Here is a 24307-nt window from a genome sequence, read left to right as displayed (position 1 = left end):
GGTGCGATAAATTTGACCCCCTCCCCTTTATCGAGCCTGCTCATGTCCGAACGCATCAGCCATGCGCCTCCTGCTTCGGCACTGATACTGATCGCCGAGGATGAAACCGAAATTGCCGACATTCTTGCGGCCTATCTGCAGCGCAGCGGGCTGCGCACTCAGCACGCCGTGGATGGGCGTGAAGTTCTGGCCATGCATCAGTCGCTCAAGCCGGATCTGATGCTGCTGGATGTTCAGATGCCACATATCGACGGCTGGAAGGTGCTCAGCGAAGTACGCGCCAGGGGAGAGACCCCCGTGATCATGCTCACCGCGCTCGATCAGGACATCGATAAACTGATGGGGCTGCGTCTGGGGGCGGATGACTACGTGGTCAAACCCTTCAACCCGGCTGAAGTGGTCGCTCGGGTCCAGGCCGTGCTGCGGCGCAGCCGGATAAGCCGGTCGTCTTCATCGCAGACTCTGCGCGTCGGCCCGTTTCTGGTGGATCTGGAAAGTCACGAAGCCAGCATCTCCAGGGGAGGAGAGATGCAAGCGCTGAGCCTGACCCTGACGGAATTCAAGCTGCTCGCCTGTTTGATGCGTACGCCCAGACGCGTGTTCAGCCGAGCGGAGCTACTGGTGCATTGTCTGCCCGAGGGCGATACCCAGGAGCGCACGGTGGATAGCCACGTCAGCAAGTTGCGCAAAAAGCTCGAAGCCCTGGACATCCAGGGGGTTCCAGCCAGTGTCTGGGGCGTGGGCTATCGTTTCGGCAGCGACTCATGAAACGCAGGCCTGGTCTGCGCCGTCAGATCATTCAGTCTCTGGCCGTGATGGCGCTGGGCATCATCTTCATTGCCGTGTTCGGCTCCTACGTGTTCTACGCCATCGCCACGGTCTATCTGCCCGACAGCATCTCCAGTAGCTGGATGCCATCCCGGGTCGAGCTGGCATGGATCGTCTGTACCACTGTTTCTGCGCTTGGGATAGCGGTGTTCGTCGCCATTCGTCTATCACGACGCCTGCTCACCCCGCTGAATTCGGTAGCGCACAGCCTGCGTGAAGTGGCCCAGGGCAAACTGACGGCCCGGGCTCGAATGGATGAGCGGTCCATGGGAGAAACGGCGCAGCTGGTGCGCGATTTCAATACCATGGCTGAACGTCTGCAGAGCATGACCCGGGAGCGCGAGTTCTGGAACGCGGCCATCGCCCATGAGCTGCGCACACCGGTGACCATTCTGCGCGGACGCCTGCAGGGGCTGTCGGAAGGCGTTTTTACGCCCAGCAGCGAACTGTTTGAAGGGTTGCTGCGTCAGGTGGAAGGGCTGAACCGGCTGATCGAGGATCTGCGGGTATTGAGTCTCAACGACAGTGGCCATCTGGAGTTGCAGCCGGTCGAAGTGGATCTGGCCCGAGAGCTTGGCAGTGTGCTGCAGGCTTTCGCTGAGCCGCTGGCGGCAAGGGGATTTCGTCTGCGCCGTGATTTCGAGGCGGGCCTGAAGGTGACGTGCGACCCGATAAGGATGCGTCAGGCATTGATGGCGTTACTGGAAAATACCCTGCAGCATGCCGAGCCGGGCGAGCTACACGTGCGCCTCTATCGCTCGGGGATCATTGTCATATGGCCGTCGAGGATGCCGGCCCCGGCATCGACATGACGCAGGCCCAGGATCTATTCGAGGCCTTTCGTCGTGGCGACCCCTCACGCTCACGCAAAAGCGGTGGCAGCGGTCTGGGGCTGGCCGTGGTCAAGGCGATTGCAGAGGCGCACGGCGGCAGGGCATTTTGCCAGCCTTCAGGACTGCGGGGCAGTGCGTTTTGCATGACCTGGCCGCTTTGACTCAGGCCATATTCGACGGGCAGATATCGGCTATTTAAAGCCGTTTATACCGCATGGAAGGCAGTGGCAAGATTATGAAAATCAACGTGGTCGGCACCAGCGGTGCCGGCAAAAGCACGCTGGCACGCCGGCTGAGCGAGGCGCTGTCGCTGCCACATATCGAAATGGATGCGCTGCTCTGGCTGCCGGACTGGCAGGAAAGGCCTGATGCTCAGTTGTTTAAAGCACTTGAAACGGCACTGACCGCTTCGCCCGGCTGGGTGCTGGATGGCAACTTCGATCGCACGCGTGGCATCAAATGGCGCGAGGTAGACATGGTCATCTGGGTCGATACGGGGTTCTGGCGCACGATGACACAGGCCGTGACTCGCGCTGTCCGGCGCGCCTGGACGCAGCAGGAACTGTGGCCCGGCACCGGCAACCGGGAAAGCTTCAGAAAAACCTTTTTCAGCCGTGACTCCATTCTGCTCTGGACCCTCAAGGCCTGGCCACGCAATCGAAGGCGTTACGTGGCGGCCATGGCAGACCCGCAGTACCGGCATATTCGATTCGTTCGCCTGTGCCATCCGAAGGAGATGGACCAGTTCGTTCAGGCCGTTGTCCATTGATCTGTTAAAGAAGCGATAACGAATGCTTCCGAGAACTCCGTGGTCGGTTGTGATCACTCGTAGGGAGTGATGCGGCGCGACCCAAAGGGAATTCGAGCCAGCATCTCGACGATTCTTGAAGCGTAATGGCCGTCGGGATCAAGGTCGGGATCGAAGACAGTCACTGTCATACCGATGCAGCGTAAATCGGGAGCGAATCGTTTCAGAACAGAGAGGAGGGTTTCCGGGTCGATGCCGGGGGTGCCCGGAGAATCCACGGCAGGCATGATGCCCTGGTCGAGAACGTCGACATCAAGGTGTATCCAGAACCCTTTATCGGGCTGTCGCGCGAGCGCCTGATCAATGATCTCAATAATGCCGGTGGCACCCAGACGATCGGCCTCAAACACATCGATGCGCGTGATGTCAGTATCGTTGACATCCGGCCACGCAAAATCCGCATCCCGATTTTCGCGCTCGCCAAGCTGAATGACGTTGCGATCCTCGACCAGAGGGCCGGAGATATCCGGCCAACTCGTCCCCAGTGCTTCGCCCCGGCCGGTGGCCAGCGCAAGATCCATGCCGGCAGCCGCGCCTGCCGTCTGCCCCGTGTTGTCATTTCCCGGATGGCGAAAGTCACTGTGTCCATCGATATGGAGCAGCGAGAGCTGACCCATTCGACGCGCGCCTGCGAGCGCGCCGAGCAGGATGGAGCAGTCTCCCCCGATCACCAGCACAAACTCATCCTGTCGGTAATACTGCTCCACCAGCTCGGCAAGCCGAAGGTTGAATGTTCGCATTTCATGACCGTTGAGCAATTGCGTGCCCTGTTGCGGGGCCGCACGGTATCTGGGCCTTGGAAGCTCGGTCAGCTTCGGAGAGTCAAGAGCCTCCAGTAAACCGGCCTTGATCAGTGCAAAAGGGGCTCGCCATGTGCCTGGCTCATGACCATTCCATTGTGAGCGAAGGCCAAGGTTGGAGGGTGCCAAAATGAGGTTCATGAATCTTGAAAGGCCCTTGATGGATGCATTGAGGTCATGATGCGCCTGCACCGCTCAGCTACTCAGGCAAATGACGTTGCCTTTCCGGTTTGTCATATGATGTGGCGTCGCAGGGGGACAGGTTACATTGCCGTACCAATGGCCAAAGAGTAGTCAATAAACCAACAGGGAAATGCCATGGGGCTGGATCGGATCGGGCGGCGCTCGGAATATCTTTTCATGGTGGCCGAATGTGGCAGCGTGCGGGCGGCAGCCGAGCACATGGGCATCAACCCTTCGGTGGTCAGTCGGCAGCTGCGGGAGCTTGAGCGTGATATTGGCATGCCGGTCATGGAGCGTAACGGTCGCTACCTGTCACTGACCGAGGCGGGACGCACGGTGGTGGACAATCACATGACGCGTCGCCAGCTGGACAAGGAGCTTGAACACTCTCTGGCGCGGTTGCGCCATCGTCGCGCCGGCAAGGTGGTTGTGGCCGTGGGAGAGGGCTTCGTGGAGAGTCTGGTCGATTCGGTGCTGACCCGGGTGGCGGCACAGTATCCGGAGGTGTTCATCGAGTTGCTCAGCGGTATTTACTATCCGCGTGAGCCGCATGAAATGGTGCTGGCGGATGAGGTGGATATCGCCATTACCTACGGGCCTGAAACCGACCCGCGACTCGTGCGTCACACCTTCTCGCGCGGGCCGCTGTGCGCCCTGATGTCGCCTCATCACCCGCTGGCCTCGGGAAGCTGCGTCTCCCTTGAAGCCCTGTCGACACAGAAGCTGATCTTCCTGCCGCCGGGGTCAGGCTCGCAGATGTTTGTCGAAAGCCTGTTTCGATCGGAGCAGCGGATCGTGACGCCGGCCTATCGCTGCAATCTGCACTCCACGGCCAGGCGCCTGGCGATCGCCGGTATCGGTATCGCGTTCATGACGAAAACGGCGGCCGGACAGGATATTGATGCTGGAAGGTTGTGTGCCCTGCCGGTGGATCATCCGGCCGCTCAGGATACCTGCGGCAATCTGGTCCGGCGTGCCGGCCGCCGCCTATCGCCGGCGGCCGACTATCTCTGGAAGTTGATGACCTCGATGCGCTGAGCGTCCGGGTCAGGGCGACATCATGTAAATGCCCGGACCGAAGGGCAGCCCCATCCACATCCAGAACAACAAAAACAGCGTCCAGATCAGCAGAAAGCCCATGGAGAGCGGCAGCATGGTGGCCATCAGCGTGCCCAGCCCCAGGTCAGGCTTGTAGCGCTGCATGTACACCAGTGCCACTGAAAAGTAGGGGCTCATCGGGGAGATGATGTTGGTGGAGGAGTCGCCGATACGGAACATGGCCAGCACGAAGGCGGGATTGAAATCCAGCAGCATCAGCATCGGCACGAACACCGGCGCCATGAGCGCCCACTGCGCCGAACCGCTGGTCATGAAGATATTGAGCGTGGTGGCCATCAGGATAAAGGCGATGACCAGCGGTACGCCGGTAAAGCCGGTATGTTCCAGAACGTTTGAGCCTTCGATGGCGATGAATTGACCCAGTTCCGACCATTTGAAGTAGGCAATGAACTGGGAGATGGCAAAGAACAGCACCAGCGTTGGCGCCAGATCCCGTGCTGATTCGGCCATGAACCCTGGAACGTCGCGGGCCTTTTTGATCGCACCGGTACACAGTCCATAGGTCAGGCCGATGGCCACGAAGTAGCCAAACAGCAGGGGCACGAAGGATTTGAGGAAGGGGGACGGGATCAGACCGCCTTCGGCATTGCGCAGCGGCGAGCCAGTCGGCAGTACGGCCAGCACGATCAGGGCGAAGTAGACCAGCGTGATCAGGCCGACCCTTTTAAGCCCGCGTTTCTCATCGTCATTGAGCGTCTTGAGCTGTACCTCGCTCATGCGCAGGGTGTTCAGCGGCTGGGTACGACGCAGGCGCGGCTCTACCACGTAATCGATCAGCAGCGTGCCGATCAGGGCCAGTACAAACACCGAGCAGGCGACGAAGTAGTAGTTGTCGATCGGTGAGATATAGGCATCGCTGTCGATAATGCGCGCGGCATCGGTGGTAATTCCGGCAAACAGCGCATCACCGGCAGTCACGAACAGACTTGCGTCGAACCCGGCGCCTGCCGCGGCATAGGCCGCTGCGGCCCCGGCCAGCGGATGACGGCCCACGGCCTGATACACCATGGCGGCCAGCGGAATCAGGATGAGGTAGTTGGCATCGGAGGCGATGCTGCCGCAGATGCCGGCCATGAACACGCAGAAGGTCAGCAGGGAGGGCGGCGCCTTGGCCACGCTGACCTGCATCAGGGTCGACATCAGCCCGACCTTGTCGGCAAGGCCAATCCCGAACATGACCACCAGAATCAGCCCGAGCGGCGGAAAGCCGACAAAGTTGTCCACCATGCTGGTCAGCATGAACACGATGCCATCCCCGGACAAAAGGCTGCGCACCGACACTTCGGCGTTGCTTTCCGGATTGACCGCCGAGATGCCCAGGGCTGAGAGCAGGGCCGACAGCACAATGATCAGGCCGGACAAAATGATGAAGAGAATAAAGGGGTGAGGCAGTTTGTTGCCTACACGTTCCACGACGTTAAGCATGCCTTTCATGGGTGATCCCTTGTGTCATTCAGGTTGTTGTTGTCATTCAGACGGTTGTTGTCACTCAGACTGTCACTGTCACTGTCACGAAAGCGTGCGGGCTAGTGCTCCGAGGTCACGGCCAGAATGTCTTCCACCATGGCGACATGTACGCTTGCGGCCACCTCAAGAATGTCGTCGTTGAAGTCGTAGCGATCGTTGTGCAGATAGACGCTGTCCGCGCCGTTGCCTACAAAGAAGAAACAGCCGGGAACTTGCTGCAGGTAGAAGGCAAAGTCCTCTGCGCCCATGGTCGGCATTTCATCAAGCGATCGCACGCGTGTGCCCAGCCTGCGCTGACCTGCCACCTCAACGACCCGTTGACTCCAGTGGGCATCGTTGACGAGTGGGGGGATCTGATGGATGGGCGTCAGCGTGTATGTGGCGCCGGCCGCGCTGCAAAGGCCTTCGATCGTGGCCTGCATCTGCTGGATCAGCACCTGGCGTGAGGCTTCCCGGTCGCTTCGGATGTTGAGGGTCAGCTGTGCCGAGGCGGGGATCACATTGGCGGCATCACCGGCATGAAAGGTGGAAACGGTAATGACCCCTGAATGAAGTGGCGACTTGTTACGGGCCACAACGCCCTGCAGCTGCTGAATGATTGAGCCGCCCAGATAGATCGGGTCGACGGCCAGGTGGGGCATGGCGGCGTGTCCCGACTGACCGAACAGGATCAGTTCAAAGGTATCGTTGCCGCCCATGGCCGAGCCTGACTTGACGAAGACTTCGCCGGTGTCAAAGCCGGGGCGGTTATGAAACCCGAAGATATAATCGACGCTCGGGTTCTCCAGCACGCCTTCCTGAATCATTTTGTCCGCGCCATTGCCGCCTTCTTCAGCAGGCTGGAAGATCAGTTTGACCGTGCCACAAAGCTGATCGCGCAGTCGCATCAGGGCATCGGCTGCCAGCATCAGCGCGGCCGTATGGCCGTCATGACCGCAGGCGTGCATGACGCCCGGGGTTTGCGACACGTGATCGTGGTCGGAGACCTCTACAATGGGGAGCGCGTCCATGTCGGCGCGTAGCGCCACCACAGGCCCGGGCCGTCCCGTCTCCAGCAGGGCCACAACGCCTGTCCCCGCGATGCCCCGGGTGACTTCATACCCTTTTTGCTCCAAAAGTCCGGCAATGCGCTCGGCGGTTCTGAACTCTCTGAAACGCAGTTCGGGATGGCGGTGGAGTTCGTGGCGTAATTCGATGGCAGCCTGGATCTCTTCGGGGGTAAACATGGGGCGCTCCATTATTGTCATGATGAGGTTTTCATCATGAGAAGAAGTCAGCGCAACCAAAAGACCGTTTGAGGTTCGTTTTGTTGCCTCTGGGTCAACAGTCCCTCTGAATGTTCAATCAACACCCTGCCTGCGTTCGTCTTCTCCTTCGCCGCGCTTTCTCGATTTTGGCCACCTGTATTGACGGGGTTTCAGGGAGATTTTTCATCGGCCCTGATGTGTCAGGAGTGATCTCTGATGTGTAACCCTGTGTCGCGTCCGGTTTCAGCGCGTCATGGGTGCCCGTGTTGCGACATTGATTGTTTTGAGAGCGACATTTCCAACTATTGGAGGGCGATACAGTGTCTATAAAACCGTGTATACGTATCTATAAGCGACAAATTAAGAGGCGACTGTTATAGCCGCAATGGTGCATGATAAGGCCATGGCAACCGTGCTTTCGACAGATCGCCAACGAGTCTGCCAAAACAATTACAAAAGCAGGATACGATTGAGGAGGCATGACGACATGTTACCTGACCACAAGGCCGGCCCCTCCACGGGTGCCAGCGGCATTTCAACGCCGCAAACCATCGGTTTCCTATTACTTGATAACTTCACGCTGATTTCGCTGGCCTCGGTGATCGAACCGCTGCGCATGGCCAATCAGCTGGCCGGTCGTGAGCTGTATCGCTGGTATACGCTGACCCACAACGGCGCGCCGGTGCGTGCCAGCGATGGTCTGCAGGTCACGCCGGATGTTTCGATTACCGTCCCCCTGTCGCTTGACTGGGTCGTGGTGTGCGGGGGCGTTGCGCCTCAGCACAGCGTGACACGCGAACACGCCCACTGGCTGCAGGCGCAGTCACGTCAGCTGCGACGCATCGGCGCCATTTGTACGGGCAGCTGGGCGCTGGCCAAGGCGGGGCTGCTGGATCACTACGAGGCCAGTATCCACTGGGAGTGTCTGGCCTCAATGCAGGAAGCCTTCCCCAACGTCACGCTCACCACGCGCCTTTTCTCGATCGATCGTGATCGGTTTACGGCCTCCGGTGGCACGGCACCGATGGACATGATGCTGAACCTGATCGCTCGCGATCATGGGCATGAGCTGTCGGCCGGTATCTCCGAGATGTTCATCTGTGAGCGGGTGCGCAACGAGCAGGATCATCAGCGCGTACCGCTCAAGCATGTGCTGGGCACCACGCAGCCGAAGCTTCTGGAAATCGTGGCGCTGATGGAGTCCAACCTCGAAGAGCCGATCGAACTCGACACCCTGGCCCGCTACGTCAATGTCTCCCGACGTCAGCTGGAGCGGTTGTTCCAGCGCTATCTGCACTGCTCGCCATCGCGCTATTACCTCAAGCTGCGTCTGGTGCGGGCACGGCAGTTGCTCAAGCAGACCTCGCTGTCGATCATCGAGGTGGCCTCGGTGTGTGGTTTCGTGTCGACGCCACATTTCTCGAAATGCTATCGCGAATACTTTGGCGTGCCGCCCAGAGGCGAGCGTTCGGGCAGTAATGTCTGGTATGACCGCAATGCCAGTGCAGCCAAGATCGTGGCGGTCGAACCGGCCTCCAGCGAGCCCATGTCGAGTGCGATGATGTCGCTGGTCCACGCCCAGGGCGAGCCCACCTTTGCCAGCGTGCCGCTCACGCGCTAATCCCTGAAAGCGACACGCCATCAGCGTTCATCGAGGAGCTGCCCCGCCCGGGCAGCTCCTTTTTTGTGTCTTTTTACTCGGGAGGCAGTAAGACGGTTCAGGGCAATGTCTTGATCCACTGACGTTTTGTGTCGAGATCAAAAGGCGGGAGGAGTCGGTCGGGCACTCTTTGGCAGGGGATGACGCTTTTGGAATTTTCCCCGTCGTTTCCAGGCGTCGGATGAAGCCGGGGCAGGGATATGCTCCATGCATTAGTCACCATCTGGAGCCTGACCATGACCCCTGCCGAACTGCATGACGACGCCATTGTGATCGATGGCCTGATCATCGCCAAATGGAACCGGGAACTGCTTGAAGACATGCGCCGCGGCGGTTTGACCGCCGCCAACTGCACCGTCTCGGTCTGGGAAGGGTTCAAGGCAACGGTGGATAACATCGTCGCTTCCAAAAAGCTGATGGAAGAGTGCAGCGACCTGGTACGCCCGGTGCGCACCACCGCCGACATCACCCGTGCCAAGGAAGAAGGCAAGACCGGCATCATCTTCGGCTTTCAAAACGCCCATGCGTTTGAAGACCAGATCGGTTATGTCGAGATCTTCAAGGAGCTGGGCGTGGGCATCGTGCAGATGTGCTACAACACCCAGAACCTGGTCGGCACCGGCTGCTACGAGCGCGACGGCGGCCTGTCCGGTTTCGGACGCGAGATCGTGGCTGAAATGAACCGTGTCGGCATGCTGTGCGACCTGTCCCACGTGGGCGCGACCACGTCCAAAGAGGTCATTCTCGAATCCAAAAAGCCGGTGTGCTACTCCCACTGCCTGCCTTCCGGGCTCAAGGAGCACCCGCGCAACAAGTCTGACGAAGAACTCAAGTTTATCGCCGATCACGGCGGCTTTGTTGGCGTCACCATGTTCACGCCGTTTCTCAAAAATGGCGTCGATTCCACCATCGACGACTACTGCGAAGCGATCGAATACATCATGAACATCGTCGGCGAAGATGCCATCGGCATCGGCACCGACTTTACTCAAGGCCATGATCAGAACTTCTTTGAGTGGCTGACCCACGACAAGGGCTACGCCCGTCGCCTGACCAACTTCGGCAAGATCATCAATCCCGAGGGCATTCGTACCATCGGCGAATTCCCCAACCTGACAGAAGCGCTTCTAAAGCGCGGCCTGAGTGAAACCCAGGTCAGAAAGATCATGGGCGAGAACTGGGTCAGAACCCTGAAGGATGTCTGGGGCGAATAAGTCTCAAAAGGGACGGGGCGGCGCCTGATTCGCCGTCCTGCCTGCCTTTCCTGCCCCCTTCAGGGCCTATCCGGCTCTTGAACAATTACAAGTTTGAGGAAGACGATCGTGACGAAACAAGCCCCTGAACTCCCGATTGAAGTCGACAGCGAAACCGGTATCTGGACGACCGATGCCCTGCCGATGCTGTATGTACCGCGCCATTTCTTCATCAACAACCACATGGCCATCGAAGAGGCCCTGGGTGCCGAGAAATACGCGGAGATTCTCTATCACGCCGGCTACAAGAGTGCCTGGCACTGGTGCGAGAAGGAAGCCGAGCTTCACGGTCTGGAAGGCGTCGACGTCTTCGAACACTACATGAAGCGCCTGTCTCAGCGCGGCTGGGGACTTTTCATCACCGAAGAGATCGATCTGGAAGCCGGTACGGCCCGCGTGCGTCTTGAGCACAGCGCCTTCGTCTATCAGATGGGCAAGGTGGATCGCAAGGTCGAGTACATGTTCACCGGCTGGTTTGCCGGCGCCATGGATCAGATTCTGAGCGCCCGTGGCAGTGATTTGCGCACCGTTGCCGTACAGACCCAGAGTGGCGCCCAGCAGGGCCACGACCACGGTCTGTTTGTTGTCACGCCCGCGTAACCGAGGATCCTTGAGATGGCATTCGAAGCTCTATTCAAGCCGATCCAGATCGGCAAGCACACCATCCGTAACCGCGTGGTCAGCACGGCGCATGCCGAGGTGTACGCCACCGACGGCGGCATGACCACCGACCGCTACGTCAAATACTACGAAGAGAAGGCCAAGGGCGGGTGCGGCCTGTGCATCTGTGGCGGCTCGTCGATCGTGTCCATCGACAGCCCGCAGGGCTGGTGGAGCTCGGTCAACCTGTCGACCGATCGCATCATCCCGCACTTCCAGAACCTGGCGGACGCCGTGCACAAGCATGGCGGCAAGATCATGATCCAGATCACCCATATGGGCCGTCGCTCACGCTGGGATGGTTACGACTGGTCAACGCTGGTCTCGCCGTCGGGTATCCGTGAGCCGGTACACCGCTCGACCTGCAAGACGATCGAAGTCGAAGAAATCCACCGCATCATTTATGACTTCACCCAGGCAGCACGCCGGGCGAAGGAAGGCGGTCTTGATGGCGTCGAGCTTTCTGCCGTACACCAGCATTTGATCGACCAGTTCTGGAGTCCGCGCGTCAACAAGCGGACCGATGAATGGGGCGGCAGCTTTGAAAACCGCATGCGCTTTGGCATGGAAGTGCTCAAGGCCGTGCGCGCTGAAGTCGGTGACGACTTCGTGGTCGGCATGCGTATTACCGGGGACGAGTTCCATCCGGACGGTCTCGATCACGAGGAGATGAAGCGCATCGCGGCCTATTACGATGCCACCGGCATGGTCGATTACTTTGGCGTGGTGGGCTCGGGCTGTGATACGCACAACACTCTGGCCAACGTTATTCCCAACATGTCCTATCCGCCGGAGCCGTTTTTGCACCTGGCCTCTGGCATCAAGGAAGTGGTCAGCGTTCCGGTCATTCACGCCCAGAACATCAAGGACCCCAACCAGGCCCAGCGTATTCTGGAAGGCGGTTACGTGGATCTGGTCGGCATGACGCGTGCCCACATTGCCGACCCGCACATCATCGCCAAGATCAAGAACAACCAGGTCGATCAGATCAAGCAGTGCGTTGGTGCCAACTACTGCATCGATCGTCAGTACCAGGGGCTCGACGTCCTGTGTATCCAGAACGCGGCCACGTCGCGCGAATACATGGGCCTGCCGCACATCATCGAAAAAACCGAAGGGCCAAAGCGCAAGGTTGTGATCGTTGGCGGTGGTCCCGGCGGGATGGAAGCCGCTCGCGTCTGCGCCGAGCGTGGTCATGACGTCACGTTGTTTGAAGCGAAAGAGCAGATCGGTGGGCAGATCACCATTGCATCAAAAGCGCCGCAGCGCGATCAGATCGCCGGTATCACGCGCTGGTATCAGCTCGAACTGACACGTCTGGGCGTTGATCAGCGTCTGGGCACGAAGGCCGATGAAGCCACCATCAAGGATCTGCGTCCGGACGTGGTGATTCTGGCCACAGGTGGTCAGCCGTTCCTCTCGCAGGTGCCGGAGTGGGGCTATGACGAAGACAAGGGCAAGAGCCTGGTCGTCAGCACCTGGGACATTCTCGATGGCAGCGTGGAACCGGGCAAGAACGTCCTGATCTTTGACACCATCTGCGAGTTTTCAGGGGTCTCCGCCGCCGATTATCTGGCCGACAAGGGCTCGCGCGTCGAGATCGTCACCGACGATATCAAGCCCGGTGCTGCAGTAGGGGGAACAACGTTCCCGACGTATTACCGCAGCCTCTACGAGAAAGAGGTCATCATGACGTCGGATCTCGCGCTGCATAAGGTCTATCGCGAGGGCGATTCTCTGGTCGCGGTACTCGAGAACGAGTACACCGGTGCCATGGAAGAGCGGGTCGTGGATCAGGTCGTGGTCGAAAACGGGGTGCGTCCGGATGAGGCGCTGTATTACAGCCTCAAGGGCCAGTCACGCAACAAGGGCCAGACCGATATCGAGGCGCTCTATGCCATCGAACCGCAGCCCTGCCTGTCCGAGAGCGGTGATGGCTTCGCGCTGTTCCGTCTGGGTGACTGCACCGCGCCGCGCAACACGCATGCTGCCATCTATGATGCGCTGCGGTTGTGCAAGGACTTCTGAAACAATAACGCTGTAAGTTGAACGTCATGGGCCCCCGGGCCCGTGACGTTTCGTCCTTACGGTGTCTCCGAGAGGAGAGACGCCATGCTTGATATCCTTTTGCCGATACTGCTGTTCTCTGCGTTGTTGCTGGCCGCCATCGGTGCGGTGCGTCGCGTGCGCCTGTGGCGCCAGGGGCGACCCTCTCCCGTGCCCATCATGCGCGGGCTGATGCAGATGCCCAGACGCTATCTGGTGGATCTGCACCACATCGTTGATCGCGACAAGTACATCTCCAAAACCCACGTGGCCACCGCCGGCGGCTTTGTGCTGGCTGCGCTTTTGGCCATCATTGTCCACGGTTTCGGCCTTGATAGCGCCATTCTTGCCTGGGTACTGCTGGCCGCCACGATCAGCATGTTCGTGGGCAGCCTGTTTGTCGCCAAACGCCGCAATCCGCCGCCGCAGCGACTGTCAAAAGGGCCGTGGATGCGTCTGCCCAAGAGCCTGATGGCCTTCTCGGTCGGCATGTTCATGGTGACGCTGCCCACCGCCGGCATTTTGCCGGAAGATGCCGGCGGCTGGCTGATCGCACTGGTGCTGGCCGCCGTGGTCACCTGGGGGCTTGGCGAGATGTTCTTTGGCATGACCTGGGGTGGACCGATGAAGCACGCCTTCGCCGGTGCCCTGCATCTTGCCTTTCACCGTCGTCAGGAGCGTTTTTCCGATGGCACCGGTGGAGAGCATCGCTCGACCGGTCTGAAGGCGCTGAAGCTTGATGACGACAAGAAAAAGCTTGGCGTTGAAAAGCCCGCCGACTTTACCTGGAACCAGCTGCTGGGCTTTGACGCCTGCGTGCAGTGCGGCCGCTGTGAAGCGATGTGCCCGGCGTTTGCTGCCGGTCAGCCGCTCAACCCGAAAAAGCTGATTCAGGACATGGTCATCGGCATGGCCGGCGGGACCGATGCGAACTATCACGGTTCCCCCTATCCGGGCAAGCCGATCGGTGAGCACGGCGGTAGCCCGAACGGGCCGATCGTGCCCCGCGAAGGTCGTGCACTGGTGGATGCCGAGACGCTGTGGTCCTGCACCACCTGTCGTGCCTGCGTCGAAGAGTGTCCGATGATGATTGAGCACGTTGATGCCATCGTCGACATGCGCCGTTTCCTGACGCTTGAACACGGCAACACACCCAACAAGGGCGCCGAGGTACTGGATAATCTGATCGCCACGGATAATCCCGGCGGTTTCGACCCTGATTCGCGTCTGCACTGGGCCGCGGATCTCAACCTGCCGCTGATGGCGGATAAAAAAGAGGCCGAGGTGCTGTTGTGGCTGGGTGACGGCGTCTTTGACATGCGTAACCAGCGCACGCTGCGCTCGCTGATCAAGGTCCTGCGGGCTGCCGATGTCGACTTTGCCGTATTGGGCAATGAAGAGCGCGACAGTGGTGATGTGGCCCGGCGCCTGGGGGATGAAGCCACCTTCCAGACCCTGGCGCGGCGTAACATCAAAACCATGAGCCAGTATCGCTTCTCGCGCATTGTCACCTGTGACCCGCACAGCTTCCACGTGCTCAAGAACGAGTACGGCGAGCTGGGCACGGCTGACATGCCGGCCAATTACGAGGTCTATCACCACAGCACTTATATCAATGAGCTGGTCAAGGCCGAGCGACTCACCTTCAAGGCCTGGAAGGGCGGCAGCGTGACCTATCACGATCCGTGCTATCTCGGACGCTATAACGGCGAGTACGAAGCGCCACGCGACGTACTCAGAGCGCTGGGTATCGAGGTCAAGGAAATGGCGCGTTCCGGCTATCGCTCGCGCTGCTGTGGCGGGGGCGGTGGTGCGCCGATCACCGATATTCCCGGCAAGCAGCGTATTCCCGATATGCGAATGGGCGATGTACGTGAAACCGGTGCGGATACGGTGGCCGTCGGCTGCCCGCAGTGTACGGCCATGCTGGAAGGCGTGGTGGAACCGCGCGCCGATATCAAGGACATTGCCGAACTGGTGGCCGATGCGCTGACGACCGATGCCGCTGCAGGAAAAAAGGCGTCAGGCAAGAATGCCTCGCAGACCGAGCGTAATGTCGAGGAGGTAACGTCATGAGCGAACTTGTTCGTCGCGACCCTCGCAAGGAGTGGATCGCCCGTAACCGTCTGCACCCTCAGCACCTTGAAGTGCTGGCCGAGATCGGCGGTGGCAGTGTGGCCAGTGAGTGGATGGGGCCCAACGGCCTGATGCGGCGTAATCCGCATGCTGTCGGCTTCATGGGCCCCAACGGCATTCGTCGGATCGACCGCAGCGGCGCCCAGCAGGCGTCGCAGGCCACCGGACGCAGCGCCGAGGCAAAAGACAGCCGTCGCAGTGTCACCATCGAGTCGCCGGCGTTCATGGTGGCCGTGGTGCCCGACATGGCCGGTGGCCGTCTCTCCGGTCACGACCGTGATCTGCTGGGGCTTGCCCGTCAGCTGGCCGACGCCGATCCGGATCATCCCGGTGCCGTGCTGGCCATCGTCTATGGCGAGCACAAGGAATCCACCTTTGATGAGGCCGGTATCGATCGTCTGCTCTGCCTGGAGGGCGAGCAGTTTGACGGCTATACGCCTGAAAACCGTATCGCGGCCCTGCAGGGCGTGGAGCGAGAGCTTTCACCGCGCTACTGGCTACTGCCGGATTCCACCCAGGGCGGTGGCGAACTGGGCCGACGTCTGGGGGTTCGGCTGGGCGAGCGTGCCGCTACTCAGGTCTGGCAGGTCGAGGCCAACAGTGACAGTGCCACCGGCTGGCGCTGTATCACCCGCGGTGCTGCCGGCACGACCGACATTGTTCGCGATCTGCCGCACGTCGTGATTGCGCTGGCCGAGTGCGCCGACCCGGTCACCGAGACCCGGCACGCGGCCGAGCCCATCGAGCTCTCCCAGCCGCTGCCCAATGTGCTCGGTCGCATCGAGGACATTGGTGAAGTGGCGGTCGATCCGGCCAGCGTATCGCTGGCCGAGGCCGAGTTCATTCTATCTGCCGGCAATGGCGTCAAGGACTGGGACAACTACCATCACGCCGCCGAAGTGCTGGGGGCGACCAAGGGCGCCTCACGCGTGGCGGTCGACGATGGCTACATGCCGCGTGATCGGCAGGTCGGTGCCACCGGTACCTGGGTCTCGGCAAAGGTTTATGTCGCTGTGGGTATCTCGGGCGCCATTCAGCACCTGCAGGGCATCCAGACCTGCGAGAAGGTCGTGGCCATCAACCTTGATGAAGGCTGTGACATGGTCAAACGTGCCGATCTGGCCGTGATTGGTGATGCCAACGCTATCCTTTCGGCGCTGGTCGAGCGGGTGGAACGCTACCGCGCCGAGCAGGAGGAGAATCGCGATGCCGCTTAACGCCGAATCCTCGAATGCTTCCGGACTCGATGTGGCCGTGCTGGTCTCGATCGGCCGTCATCCCTTGACGGCCCGTACGCGTCGCGCCGATCAGGACGCTCGTGCCGTGGAAATGGCGCTGAGCCTGAAGGGTGCCTCGGTCAGTCTGATGCACGCCGGCCAGCATGACAGCAACAATGAAGAGGCCATTCGTGGCTATCTGGGGATGGGTATCGAAGAGATTCGCCTGCTCGAGCAGATGCCTCAGGCCGATGTGGTGCCCGTGCTGACCGATGCCCTGCGCACCAGTACACCACAGCTAGTGCTGACCGGTACGCGCGCCGAAACCGGTGAAGGCTCCGGCATTCTGCCCTATCTGCTGGCCGAGGCGCTGGGTTGGCCGGTCATCAACGGACTGGCCGCCGTCGAAAAGGTCGAAAAGGGCGTGGCCACGGTGCTTCAGGCTCTGCCGCGTGGCAAGCGCCGCCGTCTGCGCGTGCGCCTGCCGGCGATCGCCACAGTGGATACCAGCGCCCCGGCGGCCCGGCAGAGCGCCTTTGGCCCGGCGCGTCGCGGTGAACTTGAAGTTCTGCCGCATGCCAGCGAAGCCGATGCACCGCTGACCGAGTGGCAGATTCAGCCGGCTCGCAAGCGGCCCAAGCGTTTGAAGGTTATCAAGTCCTCCTCGGCCCGTGACCGCTTCAAGGCGGCGGCAGCCAAAGCCGACGGCGGTGGTGGACAGACCCTCACTGATGTCACGCCTGAGCAGGGTGCCGAGGCGATTTTCAAATTGCTCAGGGAAGAGGGTGTTTTGCGCTGATAACCTGCCGCGCGCTGCCATTGGCGACGCGCGAAAGGGATCACGGGCATTGGTTAAAAAAAGGGATTAAAACGCATTGTGCCCCGCCTGATGGCGGGGCGTTTTCGTTTCTGGACGTGCCGACAAGTGATCCAGAACGGGCTGAAGGACTCAATGGATGCGATTTGAAAAGAGTGTGTCAAACGAGTTGATCTGGGGAGAGCAGTCTCCAGGGCAGGACTGATCGACGGATATCTCAAGAGACACCACAGCGAGTGATGGCGTCCACCACCACAACCGGCCCCGAAGGGCCGGCCGGAAGCGTGTTGATAGCGCAGGAATCAGGAACGGGCGGGCTGCATGTTTGGTGCACGCTGACCGCGCTTGCGTACCACCCAGTACCCGGCGCTGCCGGCGGCCAACAGCATCGCACCGCAGCCAGCCGCCAGCATATAGCCTCCGGTGATGGCCTGTGCAGGTACGCCGAACTGCTCGGCCAGCGACTCAAGCGTTGTCGCGTACTGAACCCAAAGGAACAGGCCGATGCCTGCGCCAGACAGCATGGTACACAGGGCAATGACACGTGTGCCGGAAATCCATGTGGCGCTGACCTCGCGGTCATGCTCATGCAGAAAGTCACGATACGTCTGCTGAATGTCAGTGACCCGGGTCAGTTTTGAGGCCACGATGATCGCCACCAGTGCGGCCACCGTGCTGAGTACCACCGGATGCAGATAAACCGGCAGCGAGATCCACTGTGCCTGATCCATCAGCGATAGGGCGATATTGCCGACGAAGCCTACCGTTAGCCCCCATCCAGCCCCGGCTGCCGTAATCCGGCGGCTCCAGATGCTCATCAGCGCGACCGGCCCCCAGGACGAGGCAAAGAGGGTGGCGGCAAACCAGACCACGGCCATGACCGCCGGCGACTGAAAGAGGGCAATGATCAGCGAGATCAGCCCTGCCCCCAGAATCGACAGGCGGCTGGCGCGCATGGCGGCCTTTTCGCTGCGATTGGGCGGCAGGATATCGTTGGAAATACTAAAGCCGATGATCGACAAAAACGTTGAGCAGGAAGAGAGCGCCGCGGCAAACACGCCGGTGAGGATCACCACGCCCAGCCAGGTCGGCAGGATGTTGAGTGAAGCCCAGACCATGGCCCGTTCGCCATCGAGCCCGCTGTCGTACAGGTTGATGGCGGCGCCGGTCATCATCATCAGGGCATAGAACACGGCCAGTGCCACGGCCGTCAGCATGGCCGAACGCATGACGACATGCTCGTTGCGCGCCATGAGATAGCGACTGGACTGCCATGGACTGGCGGCCAGTACCGCGGCCCAGACCAGCCCCAGGGTAATGCCCCATGTCAGCGCTTCGCCCGGCGTCGAGAAGGTGGCATCCGGCCCTTCCAGTACGCCATGCCACAGGGCGATGTCGGGTTTGTCGGTCTGGCTTAAAAGCCCTTCGATCACGCCGTGCCAGCCGCCCAGATCCTGCAGGATATAGATCGAGCCGCCCAGCGCTGCCAGCGAGAAGATCACGAACATGATGGTGTCGGTGACCATCACGCCGGGAGAACCGGAGTAGAGAATAAAGCCGGTATAGGTCAGCCAGACCAGCACCAGCCCGGTCCAGTACGGCATGCCGGTCAGTTCCGAGAACATGATGCCGGCGCCCTGCATGACCCCGACCAGATAGGCCCCAAGTCCGATCACGGTGGTCAGTCCCGCAATCATCTGCACGCGCCTTGAATCGAAGCGCTTGCCGAAAAACTCCGGCACCGTTCTGGCCTCGCTGCGTCTCAAATAGCGGCCAAAGGCCAGTGCGCCCAGCAGACATCCCGAGGTGCTGATGGCGGCGAAAATCAGCATCACAAAGGGATAGCCATCATAGGCAAAGCCGGTTTCGCCAAGAAAGGCGCTGGTGCTCAGATAGCTGGCCACCAGCGTCCCCAGAATGAAAAAGGTCGGGGCATTGCGCCCGGCCACCAGGTAGTCATCGAGATGTTTGACGCGCCGCCCGGCCAGATGACCGATCAGGAAGTAGCCAACAAGGCTGCACAGGATGGCGATGGTATAGACCATGAAAGGGCTCCCGCTTTATGAGTCTTTTATTGCTTGTGTGGAAAGCATGTCGCGAGCGCTTCGATCCCTCATATGCGCCAGCGTCACGGGGCATGGCATTTGCGACATGAGCCCAAAAAACAGGGCCGCCCCGAAGGGCGGCCCTGTTCTGCGTCGAGCATATAAGATTTAGCGAATTAAAGCGGCTGAGCAGCTCGGGTCGATGTCTTTGGCCCATACAGCTCTCGATGCAGGCCCATATAGAGGCTGGCGCACATCAACAGCAGCACTACGGTAAAGGGCAACCCGGTGGCAACAGCACCCGCCTGAAGCGCACTCATGGCCGTGGTGCCGCCGCCGTAGAGCAGCACGCCGGCAATCGAGCCCTGCATGGTGGCCCAGAACACACGCTGACCGCGCGGCGTATCGGTCTTGCCGCCGGCCGTGATGTTGTCGATGACCAGCGAGCCCGAATCCGACGAGGTGATGAAAAAGACCAGCACCAGAACAATGGCCAGAAACGAGGTCACACCGGACAGGGGAAGCTGTTCGAGCATGTGGAACATGGCCAGTGAGACATCATCGATACCGTTGGCCAGCTTGCCGATATTGTTGGTGACCTGATAAAGCGCCAGCCCGCCAAAGGTGCTCATCCAGACGAGAGTCACTACGGTCGGAATCAACAGTACGGCAATCAAAAATTCACGGACGGTACGGCCCTTTGAAACGCGCGCGATAAACATGCCGACAAAGGGTGACCAGGAGATCCACCAGGCCCAGTAAAAGATGGTCCAGCCATGATACCAGGTGCCGTCATCGCGACCGATCCAGTTCGACAGCGGCAGGATGTGGGTCGCGTAATCCATTGCCGTTGTCCCGATGCCTGCCAGCACGGTCAGCGTGGGCGCTACGGCAAGAACAAACAGCAGCAGCAGGGCGGCAATGAACATGTTGATGTTGGAGAAAAGCTTCACGCCGCCATCAATGCCGCGCCAGACCGAAATCAGGGTCAGCACGCTGACCACAATGATAATGGCCAGCTGAGTGCCCAGTGTATTGGGCACATTAAAGAGATAGGCAAGCCCACCCGCTGCCTGAGAGGCGCCAAAGCCCAGTGAGGTAGCCAGACCAAAGACCGTGGCCAGAACAGCCAGAATATCAATGACATGACCGGCCCAGCCACGGGTATACCTGCCAAGAATGGGATAGAAGACCGAGCGAAGGGTCAAGGGAAGGCCGCGGTTATAGGTAAAAAAGGCCAGTGATAATCCCACCACGGCGTAGATGGCCCAGGGGTGTAATCCCCAGTGGAACATGGTGGCACCCATGGCAGCACTCGCGCCTTCCGGTGTGCGCGGCGCTGCATTAAGCGGGGTGCCATACCAGTCGGTATAGTAGGCCACAGGCTCGGCCACACTCCAGAACATGAGACCGATTCCCATACCGGCGGCGAAGAGCATGGCAAACCACGACATGCGGGAATACTCGGGCCTGGCATTCTGGCCGCCCAGTCGAATACGACCGACCGGCAGCACGATCAGTGCCAGACAAAAGATCACGAAAACATTGCCTGAAATCATGAAAAGCCAGTCGAAATGTTCAATCGACCAGTTCTTGGCCAGGCCCAGCTGGGCGTTGGCCATATCAGGATAAATCAGGGCATAGATAAGAAAGGCAAGAATGGCGGCGGCAGAAAGCGGAAAGACGGGATGGTGAAAATCCATGCCCATCATCTGCTTGTTGTCCTGGCCCGACGTCAGTAATGAGTTCTGGTCATCCATACGCGGTCCTCTTTGTTGTTATACAAAAAATGATTGTGCAACCAGCCCCCTTTTCGGCTGTTATGCATTCTTTGTCTCAGCCTGAAAAGCCATTTATTTAAAAGCGACGCCAACATGTCCATTGCCGCTCGGCCGAGCGCGCCATTCGTCTATTGCCTTTAATATCGAATGGATCAAAGGGCAACAAAAAGAGGGCGTGAAGATGATGATTGTCGATCTGATTGATGGTGATGATTTTCGCATGCGGCTGGTGGCACTTGGCGTCCATATCCCCGAGGGGGCAGGGCCGGATACCTGTGCGCGCATGGCCCTGTGCAAGCATCGAGGAGAAGGTGTTGAGGGGCTGAAAGAGCTGGTGGATGAGCTGGTCAGCCGGTCGGATATCCTGCTGCCGTCGGTGCGTCAGGCCATCGATCAATACCTGCTTCCGGCATTGAATGAGCCGAAATAAACGGCGAGCCGAAACAAAAAAAGGGACTGGCACACGGATCGTGGCCAGTCCCTTTGATGTTTTACCACTCTTTTAACCTGAGTCGATCAGCTTTCGACTCAGCCCTTGGCCAGATGCAGTGCCGGGGCCTCATGGCCCAGATGGGTCAGCATCCGCTCGCCGTACCAGTTGACGAAGTCGATGACGCCGAACTCATAGGTTTCGGAGTACGGGCCGGGCTGATACGCCTTCGAGTTGATGCCGCGCTGGTTTTCTTCAGCCAGCTGACGGTCCTGATCGTTGGTGGCATCCCAGACGTGGCGCAGGCGCTCGACGTCGTAATCCTCACCTTCAACGGCATCCTTGTGGACCAGCCACTTGGTGGTCACCATGGTCTGCTGCGGGCCCAGCGGTAATACGCGGAAGACCACGGCGTGATCGCCCATGAAGTGGTTCCACGAATTGGGCAGGTGCAGAATGCGCAGCGAACCCATGTCGGGACTGGTCAGGCGACCCATGAGTTTTTTGCAGCCCGGTTTGCCGTCCATGGTCATGGAGACCACGTTATCCAGCAGCGGGGTGCGGGTCAGGCGGTTGCGCTTGCCGAAACGCTTGAGCTGCCAGGGCACCTGCTCATTGTTCCAGTCAGCCTGCTTGCGAGTGACCAGCTCCTTGTACTTGTCGGTGGCACGGGGGTCTTCCGTGTCATCGAATTCGATCAGCGAATTGAGCAGCTCCGGGTGTGCACCGTTGCAGTGATAGCACTCGCGGTTGTTCTCGATGACCAGCTTCCAGTTCGCCTGTTCAACGATGGTGGTTTGCGTGGCCACCTTGACGTTGTCCATGTCATACGGCTCGAGGTAGTGCTCGAGCGTAACCAGGAAATCATCAATGACGGGCGGCTCTTCGCTCAAATTGATGAAGATAAAGCCACCGGCAGTGCGAACATTGACCGGCTTGAGACCGAACTGATTGAGGTCGAAATCGACGCCCATGTCGCTGCCGGCAAACAGCAGTCGTCCATCGAGTTCATAGGTCCACTGATGGTAGGGACAGACCAGCTTGGCAACCTTGCCCTTTTCCTTGGTGCACAGTCTGGAGCCACGGTGACGGCAGACATTGTGGAAGGCATGAACCACACCCTCGGCACCACGAACGATGACGACCGGGTTGCTGCCGATCTCCAGCGTCATGAAATTACCCTTGGAAGGGATCTCGCAGGTCATGCCGGCGAACAGCCATTCCTTTTCGAATACTTCCTGCATATCGAGCGCGAAAAAACGCGCGTCGTTATAAAACGGCTGGGGCAGGGAGTAGGTGGGGTTTCGGTTCTGAAGCAGGTCGGCCGCGGCCTGGCGGGCCTGGTTCAGGGGATCATCCGGGCCATATGAAGCTGTCATGTCCATACCAAATATCCTTTTCATTGTCGCTGTGTGAGGGAAAGCGACAATACGGTTGAGCGGATGTTATTTGTTGTGTGAGACCTGGTATTCACTCATGGAAAACTGATCCATCTTGATTGATGGCGATTGTGGTATAAGGCCATGGATTTCGGTTGTCTACCCGCGACATGAAAGAGTGCCACGACGACCTGACAAGCCCATGAAAGACAGAAAATGGGGGTGAAAGGTATGCGCGTGTCGCTGACAGACAAGCCTGGTGCGAGAGGCGTCACCAGAATGCCAGACTGAAAGGGTGTCGGACCGTGTCGTCAACACGGATCGGCGAGCGAATAGCTGCGGCACTGCCAGGCAGAAAACATCATGACAATGAACTACTTCAATCCGGTTACAACTCAGACCTGGACCAACGGCCGCCATGAGGTTCGCTGCGTCAAGATTATCCAGGAAACCTGGGATGTACGCACCTTCTGCTTCATGGCGGAACAGCCCGTCCTGTTCTTTTTCAAGCCGGGTCAGTTCGTGACGCTTGAACTGGAAATCGAGGGAGAGCAGATCATGCGCTCCTATACGATCTCCAGCTCGCCTTCCATCCCCTATAGTTTCTCGATCACCGTCAAGCAGGTGCCGGGCGGCAAGGTTTCCAACTGGCTGCACGCCAACATGAGCGTCGGCGACAAGATTGCCGTCCATGGCCCGGTCGGCAACTTCAACTCGATCGATTTCCCGGCCGACAAGGTCCTGTTTCTCTCCGGTGGTGTCGGCATCACGCCCCTGATGTCGATGACGCGCTGGTTTTTTGATACCAATGCCAACGTGGACGTCGAGTTCATCCACAGCGCTCGTGCCCCGCGTGATGTGATCTATCACCGTGAGCTCGTGCACATGTTCTCGCGTATCCCCGAGTTCAAGCTGCACATCGTCTGTGAGAAAAAAGAGGACATTGGCGAAGCCTGGGCCGGCTATCGAGGGTTTTTGACCCAGCCGATGCTCGAGCTCATGGCGCCTGACTTCCTTGAGCGCGAGATCTTCTGCTGCGGCCCTGTGCCCTACATGAATGCGATCAAGAACATCCTGCGTGCCAACAACTACGACATGGATCACTACCATGAAGAGCTGTTTGGTGCGACGCCGGCCGACGTGAAGGAAGAAGCGCTCGAGATGGCCGAAATGGCCGAGGAAGCCGCCGAAAACGTCGACGAGGCGGATTTGGTGACCGTCGAATTTGCGTCCTCCGGCAAGAGCGTCCAGATCCAGCCCGGTGAGACGGTGCATAGTGCGGCGGCCCAGCTGGGCCTGCATATCCCCAAGGCCTGCGGTATGGGGATCTGTGGCACCTGCCGGGTCGAGCTCAAGTCAGGCGAGGTCGATATGGATCACAATGGCGGTATTACGGATGAAGACATCGAAGAGGGTTACATCCTGTCGTGCTGCAGTCGCGTCAAGAGCGACCTGGTGGTGGATTTCTAACATCGGGTGAATCATGGGCGGTGATAACGAGCCGCCCGTGTCGTTTGAATTGTCCATGTCGTTCAATGGGCCGGAGGCGGCGCTCGATGTACCGAGCGCCGCCTCTTTTTTGAGCGGCAATCGACGAT

At 59.5% G+C, this 24307-nt stretch carries 20 protein-coding genes; 14 read left to right on the top strand and 6 right to left on the bottom strand.

Annotation, left to right across the window (positions count from 1 at the left end; all coding sequences use genetic code 11):
• Positions 1 to 42 precede the first annotated feature (42 nt).
• The 4 genes from B9H00_RS06925 to B9H00_RS06915 all read left to right on the top strand — a co-directional run bounded on the left by B9H00_RS06925 (position 43) and on the right by B9H00_RS06915 (position 2430).
• Entirely contained in the window at positions 43 to 768 is a 726-nt protein-coding gene (locus tag B9H00_RS06925; RefSeq protein ID WP_086900034.1) for a response regulator, read from the top strand.
• Complete coding sequence (locus tag B9H00_RS06920) at positions 765 to 1640, top strand: histidine kinase dimerization/phospho-acceptor domain-containing protein (RefSeq protein ID WP_236944379.1); 876 nt, start codon at positions 765 to 767, stop codon at positions 1638 to 1640. Before B9H00_RS06925 ends, B9H00_RS06920 begins: the two co-directional genes overlap by 4 nt.
• Complete coding sequence (locus B9H00_RS17030) at positions 1604 to 1822, top strand: ATP-binding protein (protein WP_236944378.1); 219 nt, start codon at positions 1604 to 1606, stop codon at positions 1820 to 1822. Before B9H00_RS06920 ends, B9H00_RS17030 begins: the two co-directional genes overlap by 37 nt.
• A 74-nt stretch (positions 1823 to 1896) precedes the next feature.
• A complete protein-coding gene (locus tag B9H00_RS06915) occupies positions 1897 to 2430 on the top strand; it encodes a P-loop NTPase family protein (RefSeq protein WP_086901747.1) in 534 nt (177 codons plus the stop codon).
• 53 nt (positions 2431 to 2483) lie between these two features.
• On the opposite strand, the gene B9H00_RS06910 is transcribed toward B9H00_RS06915, so the two are convergent.
• Complete coding sequence (locus tag B9H00_RS06910) at positions 2484 to 3410, bottom strand: arginase family protein (RefSeq protein WP_086901746.1); 927 nt, start codon at positions 3408 to 3410, stop codon at positions 2484 to 2486.
• A gap of 177 nt (positions 3411 to 3587) precedes the next feature.
• On the opposite strand from B9H00_RS06910, the gene B9H00_RS06905 reads away from it, so the two are divergent.
• Positions 3588 to 4490 (top strand): LysR family transcriptional regulator, encoded by a 903-nt coding sequence (locus B9H00_RS06905; protein ID WP_236944377.1) that lies wholly within the window; start codon positions 3588 to 3590, stop codon positions 4488 to 4490.
• Between the two features lie 9 nt (positions 4491 to 4499).
• Here the strand turns inward: B9H00_RS06905 and B9H00_RS06900 are convergent, their stop codons facing one another.
• The gene (locus tag B9H00_RS06900; RefSeq protein ID WP_086900033.1) at positions 4500 to 6005 is read right to left on the bottom strand and encodes an AbgT family transporter; all 1506 of its coding nucleotides are present in this window, start codon (positions 6003 to 6005) and stop codon (positions 4500 to 4502) included.
• 92 nt (positions 6006 to 6097) lie between these two features.
• The gene (locus B9H00_RS06895) at positions 6098 to 7264 is read right to left on the bottom strand and encodes a M20 metallopeptidase family protein (RefSeq protein ID WP_086901744.1); all 1167 of its coding nucleotides are present in this window, start codon (positions 7262 to 7264) and stop codon (positions 6098 to 6100) included.
• 508 nt (positions 7265 to 7772) lie between these two features.
• On the opposite strand from B9H00_RS06895, the gene gbdR reads away from it, so the two are divergent.
• From gbdR to etfB, 7 genes are all read left to right on the top strand, one after another.
• Positions 7773 to 8906 (top strand): choline metabolism transcriptional regulator GbdR, encoded by a 1134-nt coding sequence (gbdR, locus tag B9H00_RS06890; RefSeq protein WP_086900032.1) that lies wholly within the window; start codon positions 7773 to 7775, stop codon positions 8904 to 8906.
• A 275-nt stretch (positions 8907 to 9181) separates the two neighbouring features.
• Complete coding sequence (locus B9H00_RS06885; RefSeq protein ID WP_086900031.1) at positions 9182 to 10159, top strand: dipeptidase; 978 nt, start codon at positions 9182 to 9184, stop codon at positions 10157 to 10159.
• Positions 10160 to 10267: 108 nt separating this feature from the next.
• Positions 10268 to 10798: a 4-vinyl reductase gene (locus tag B9H00_RS06880; RefSeq protein WP_086900030.1), complete on the top strand. Its 531-nt coding sequence runs from the start codon at positions 10268 to 10270 to the stop codon at positions 10796 to 10798.
• Positions 10799 to 10813: 15 nt separating this feature from the next.
• On the top strand, positions 10814 to 12886 hold the full coding sequence (dgcA, locus tag B9H00_RS06875) for a dimethylglycine demethylation protein DgcA (protein ID WP_086900029.1): 2073 nt from the start codon (positions 10814 to 10816) through the stop codon (positions 12884 to 12886).
• Positions 12887 to 12970: 84 nt separating this feature from the next.
• Positions 12971 to 14980, top strand: coding sequence for a (Fe-S)-binding protein (locus B9H00_RS06870; protein ID WP_086900028.1), 2010 nt, complete (start codon positions 12971 to 12973; stop codon positions 14978 to 14980).
• Positions 14977 to 16257: an electron transfer flavoprotein subunit alpha gene (gene etfA / locus B9H00_RS06865; protein WP_086900027.1), complete on the top strand. Its 1281-nt coding sequence runs from the start codon at positions 14977 to 14979 to the stop codon at positions 16255 to 16257. The genes B9H00_RS06870 and etfA overlap by 4 nt, the downstream gene beginning before the upstream one ends.
• A complete protein-coding gene (etfB, locus tag B9H00_RS06860) occupies positions 16247 to 17056 on the top strand; it encodes an electron transfer flavoprotein subunit beta (RefSeq protein WP_086900026.1) in 810 nt (269 codons plus the stop codon). Before etfA ends, etfB begins: the two co-directional genes overlap by 11 nt.
• 320 nt (positions 17057 to 17376) lie before the next feature.
• On the opposite strand, the gene B9H00_RS06855 is transcribed toward etfB, so the two are convergent.
• Together B9H00_RS06855 and B9H00_RS06850 are read right to left on the bottom strand one after the other, a co-directional pair.
• Complete coding sequence (locus B9H00_RS06855) at positions 17377 to 19119, bottom strand: sodium:solute symporter family protein (protein WP_086900025.1); 1743 nt, start codon at positions 19117 to 19119, stop codon at positions 17377 to 17379.
• Between the two features lie 176 nt (positions 19120 to 19295).
• Positions 19296 to 20879: a BCCT family transporter gene (locus tag B9H00_RS06850; protein WP_086900024.1), complete on the bottom strand. Its 1584-nt coding sequence runs from the start codon at positions 20877 to 20879 to the stop codon at positions 19296 to 19298.
• Positions 20880 to 21081: 202 nt separating this feature from the next.
• On the opposite strand from B9H00_RS06850, the gene B9H00_RS06845 reads away from it, so the two are divergent.
• Positions 21082 to 21330: a hypothetical protein gene (locus tag B9H00_RS06845; RefSeq protein WP_086900023.1), complete on the top strand. Its 249-nt coding sequence runs from the start codon at positions 21082 to 21084 to the stop codon at positions 21328 to 21330.
• Between the two features lie 98 nt (positions 21331 to 21428).
• Here B9H00_RS06845 and B9H00_RS06840 read toward each other — a convergent pair whose 3' ends face one another.
• Positions 21429 to 22715: an aromatic ring-hydroxylating oxygenase subunit alpha gene (locus B9H00_RS06840; RefSeq protein ID WP_086900022.1), complete on the bottom strand. Its 1287-nt coding sequence runs from the start codon at positions 22713 to 22715 to the stop codon at positions 21429 to 21431.
• 357 nt (positions 22716 to 23072) lie between these two features.
• On the opposite strand from B9H00_RS06840, the gene B9H00_RS06835 reads away from it, so the two are divergent.
• Positions 23073 to 24179, top strand: a complete 1107-nt coding sequence (locus B9H00_RS06835) for a hybrid-cluster NAD(P)-dependent oxidoreductase (protein ID WP_086900021.1) — start codon at positions 23073 to 23075, stop codon at positions 24177 to 24179.
• Positions 24180 to 24307: the final 128 nt, after the last annotated feature.

It is taken from the genome of Kushneria marisflavi (assembly GCF_002157205.1).
GTDB classification, from domain to species: domain Bacteria; phylum Pseudomonadota; class Gammaproteobacteria; order Pseudomonadales; family Halomonadaceae; genus Kushneria; species Kushneria marisflavi.
This window is presented reverse-complemented; position numbering and strand designations above follow the sequence as displayed.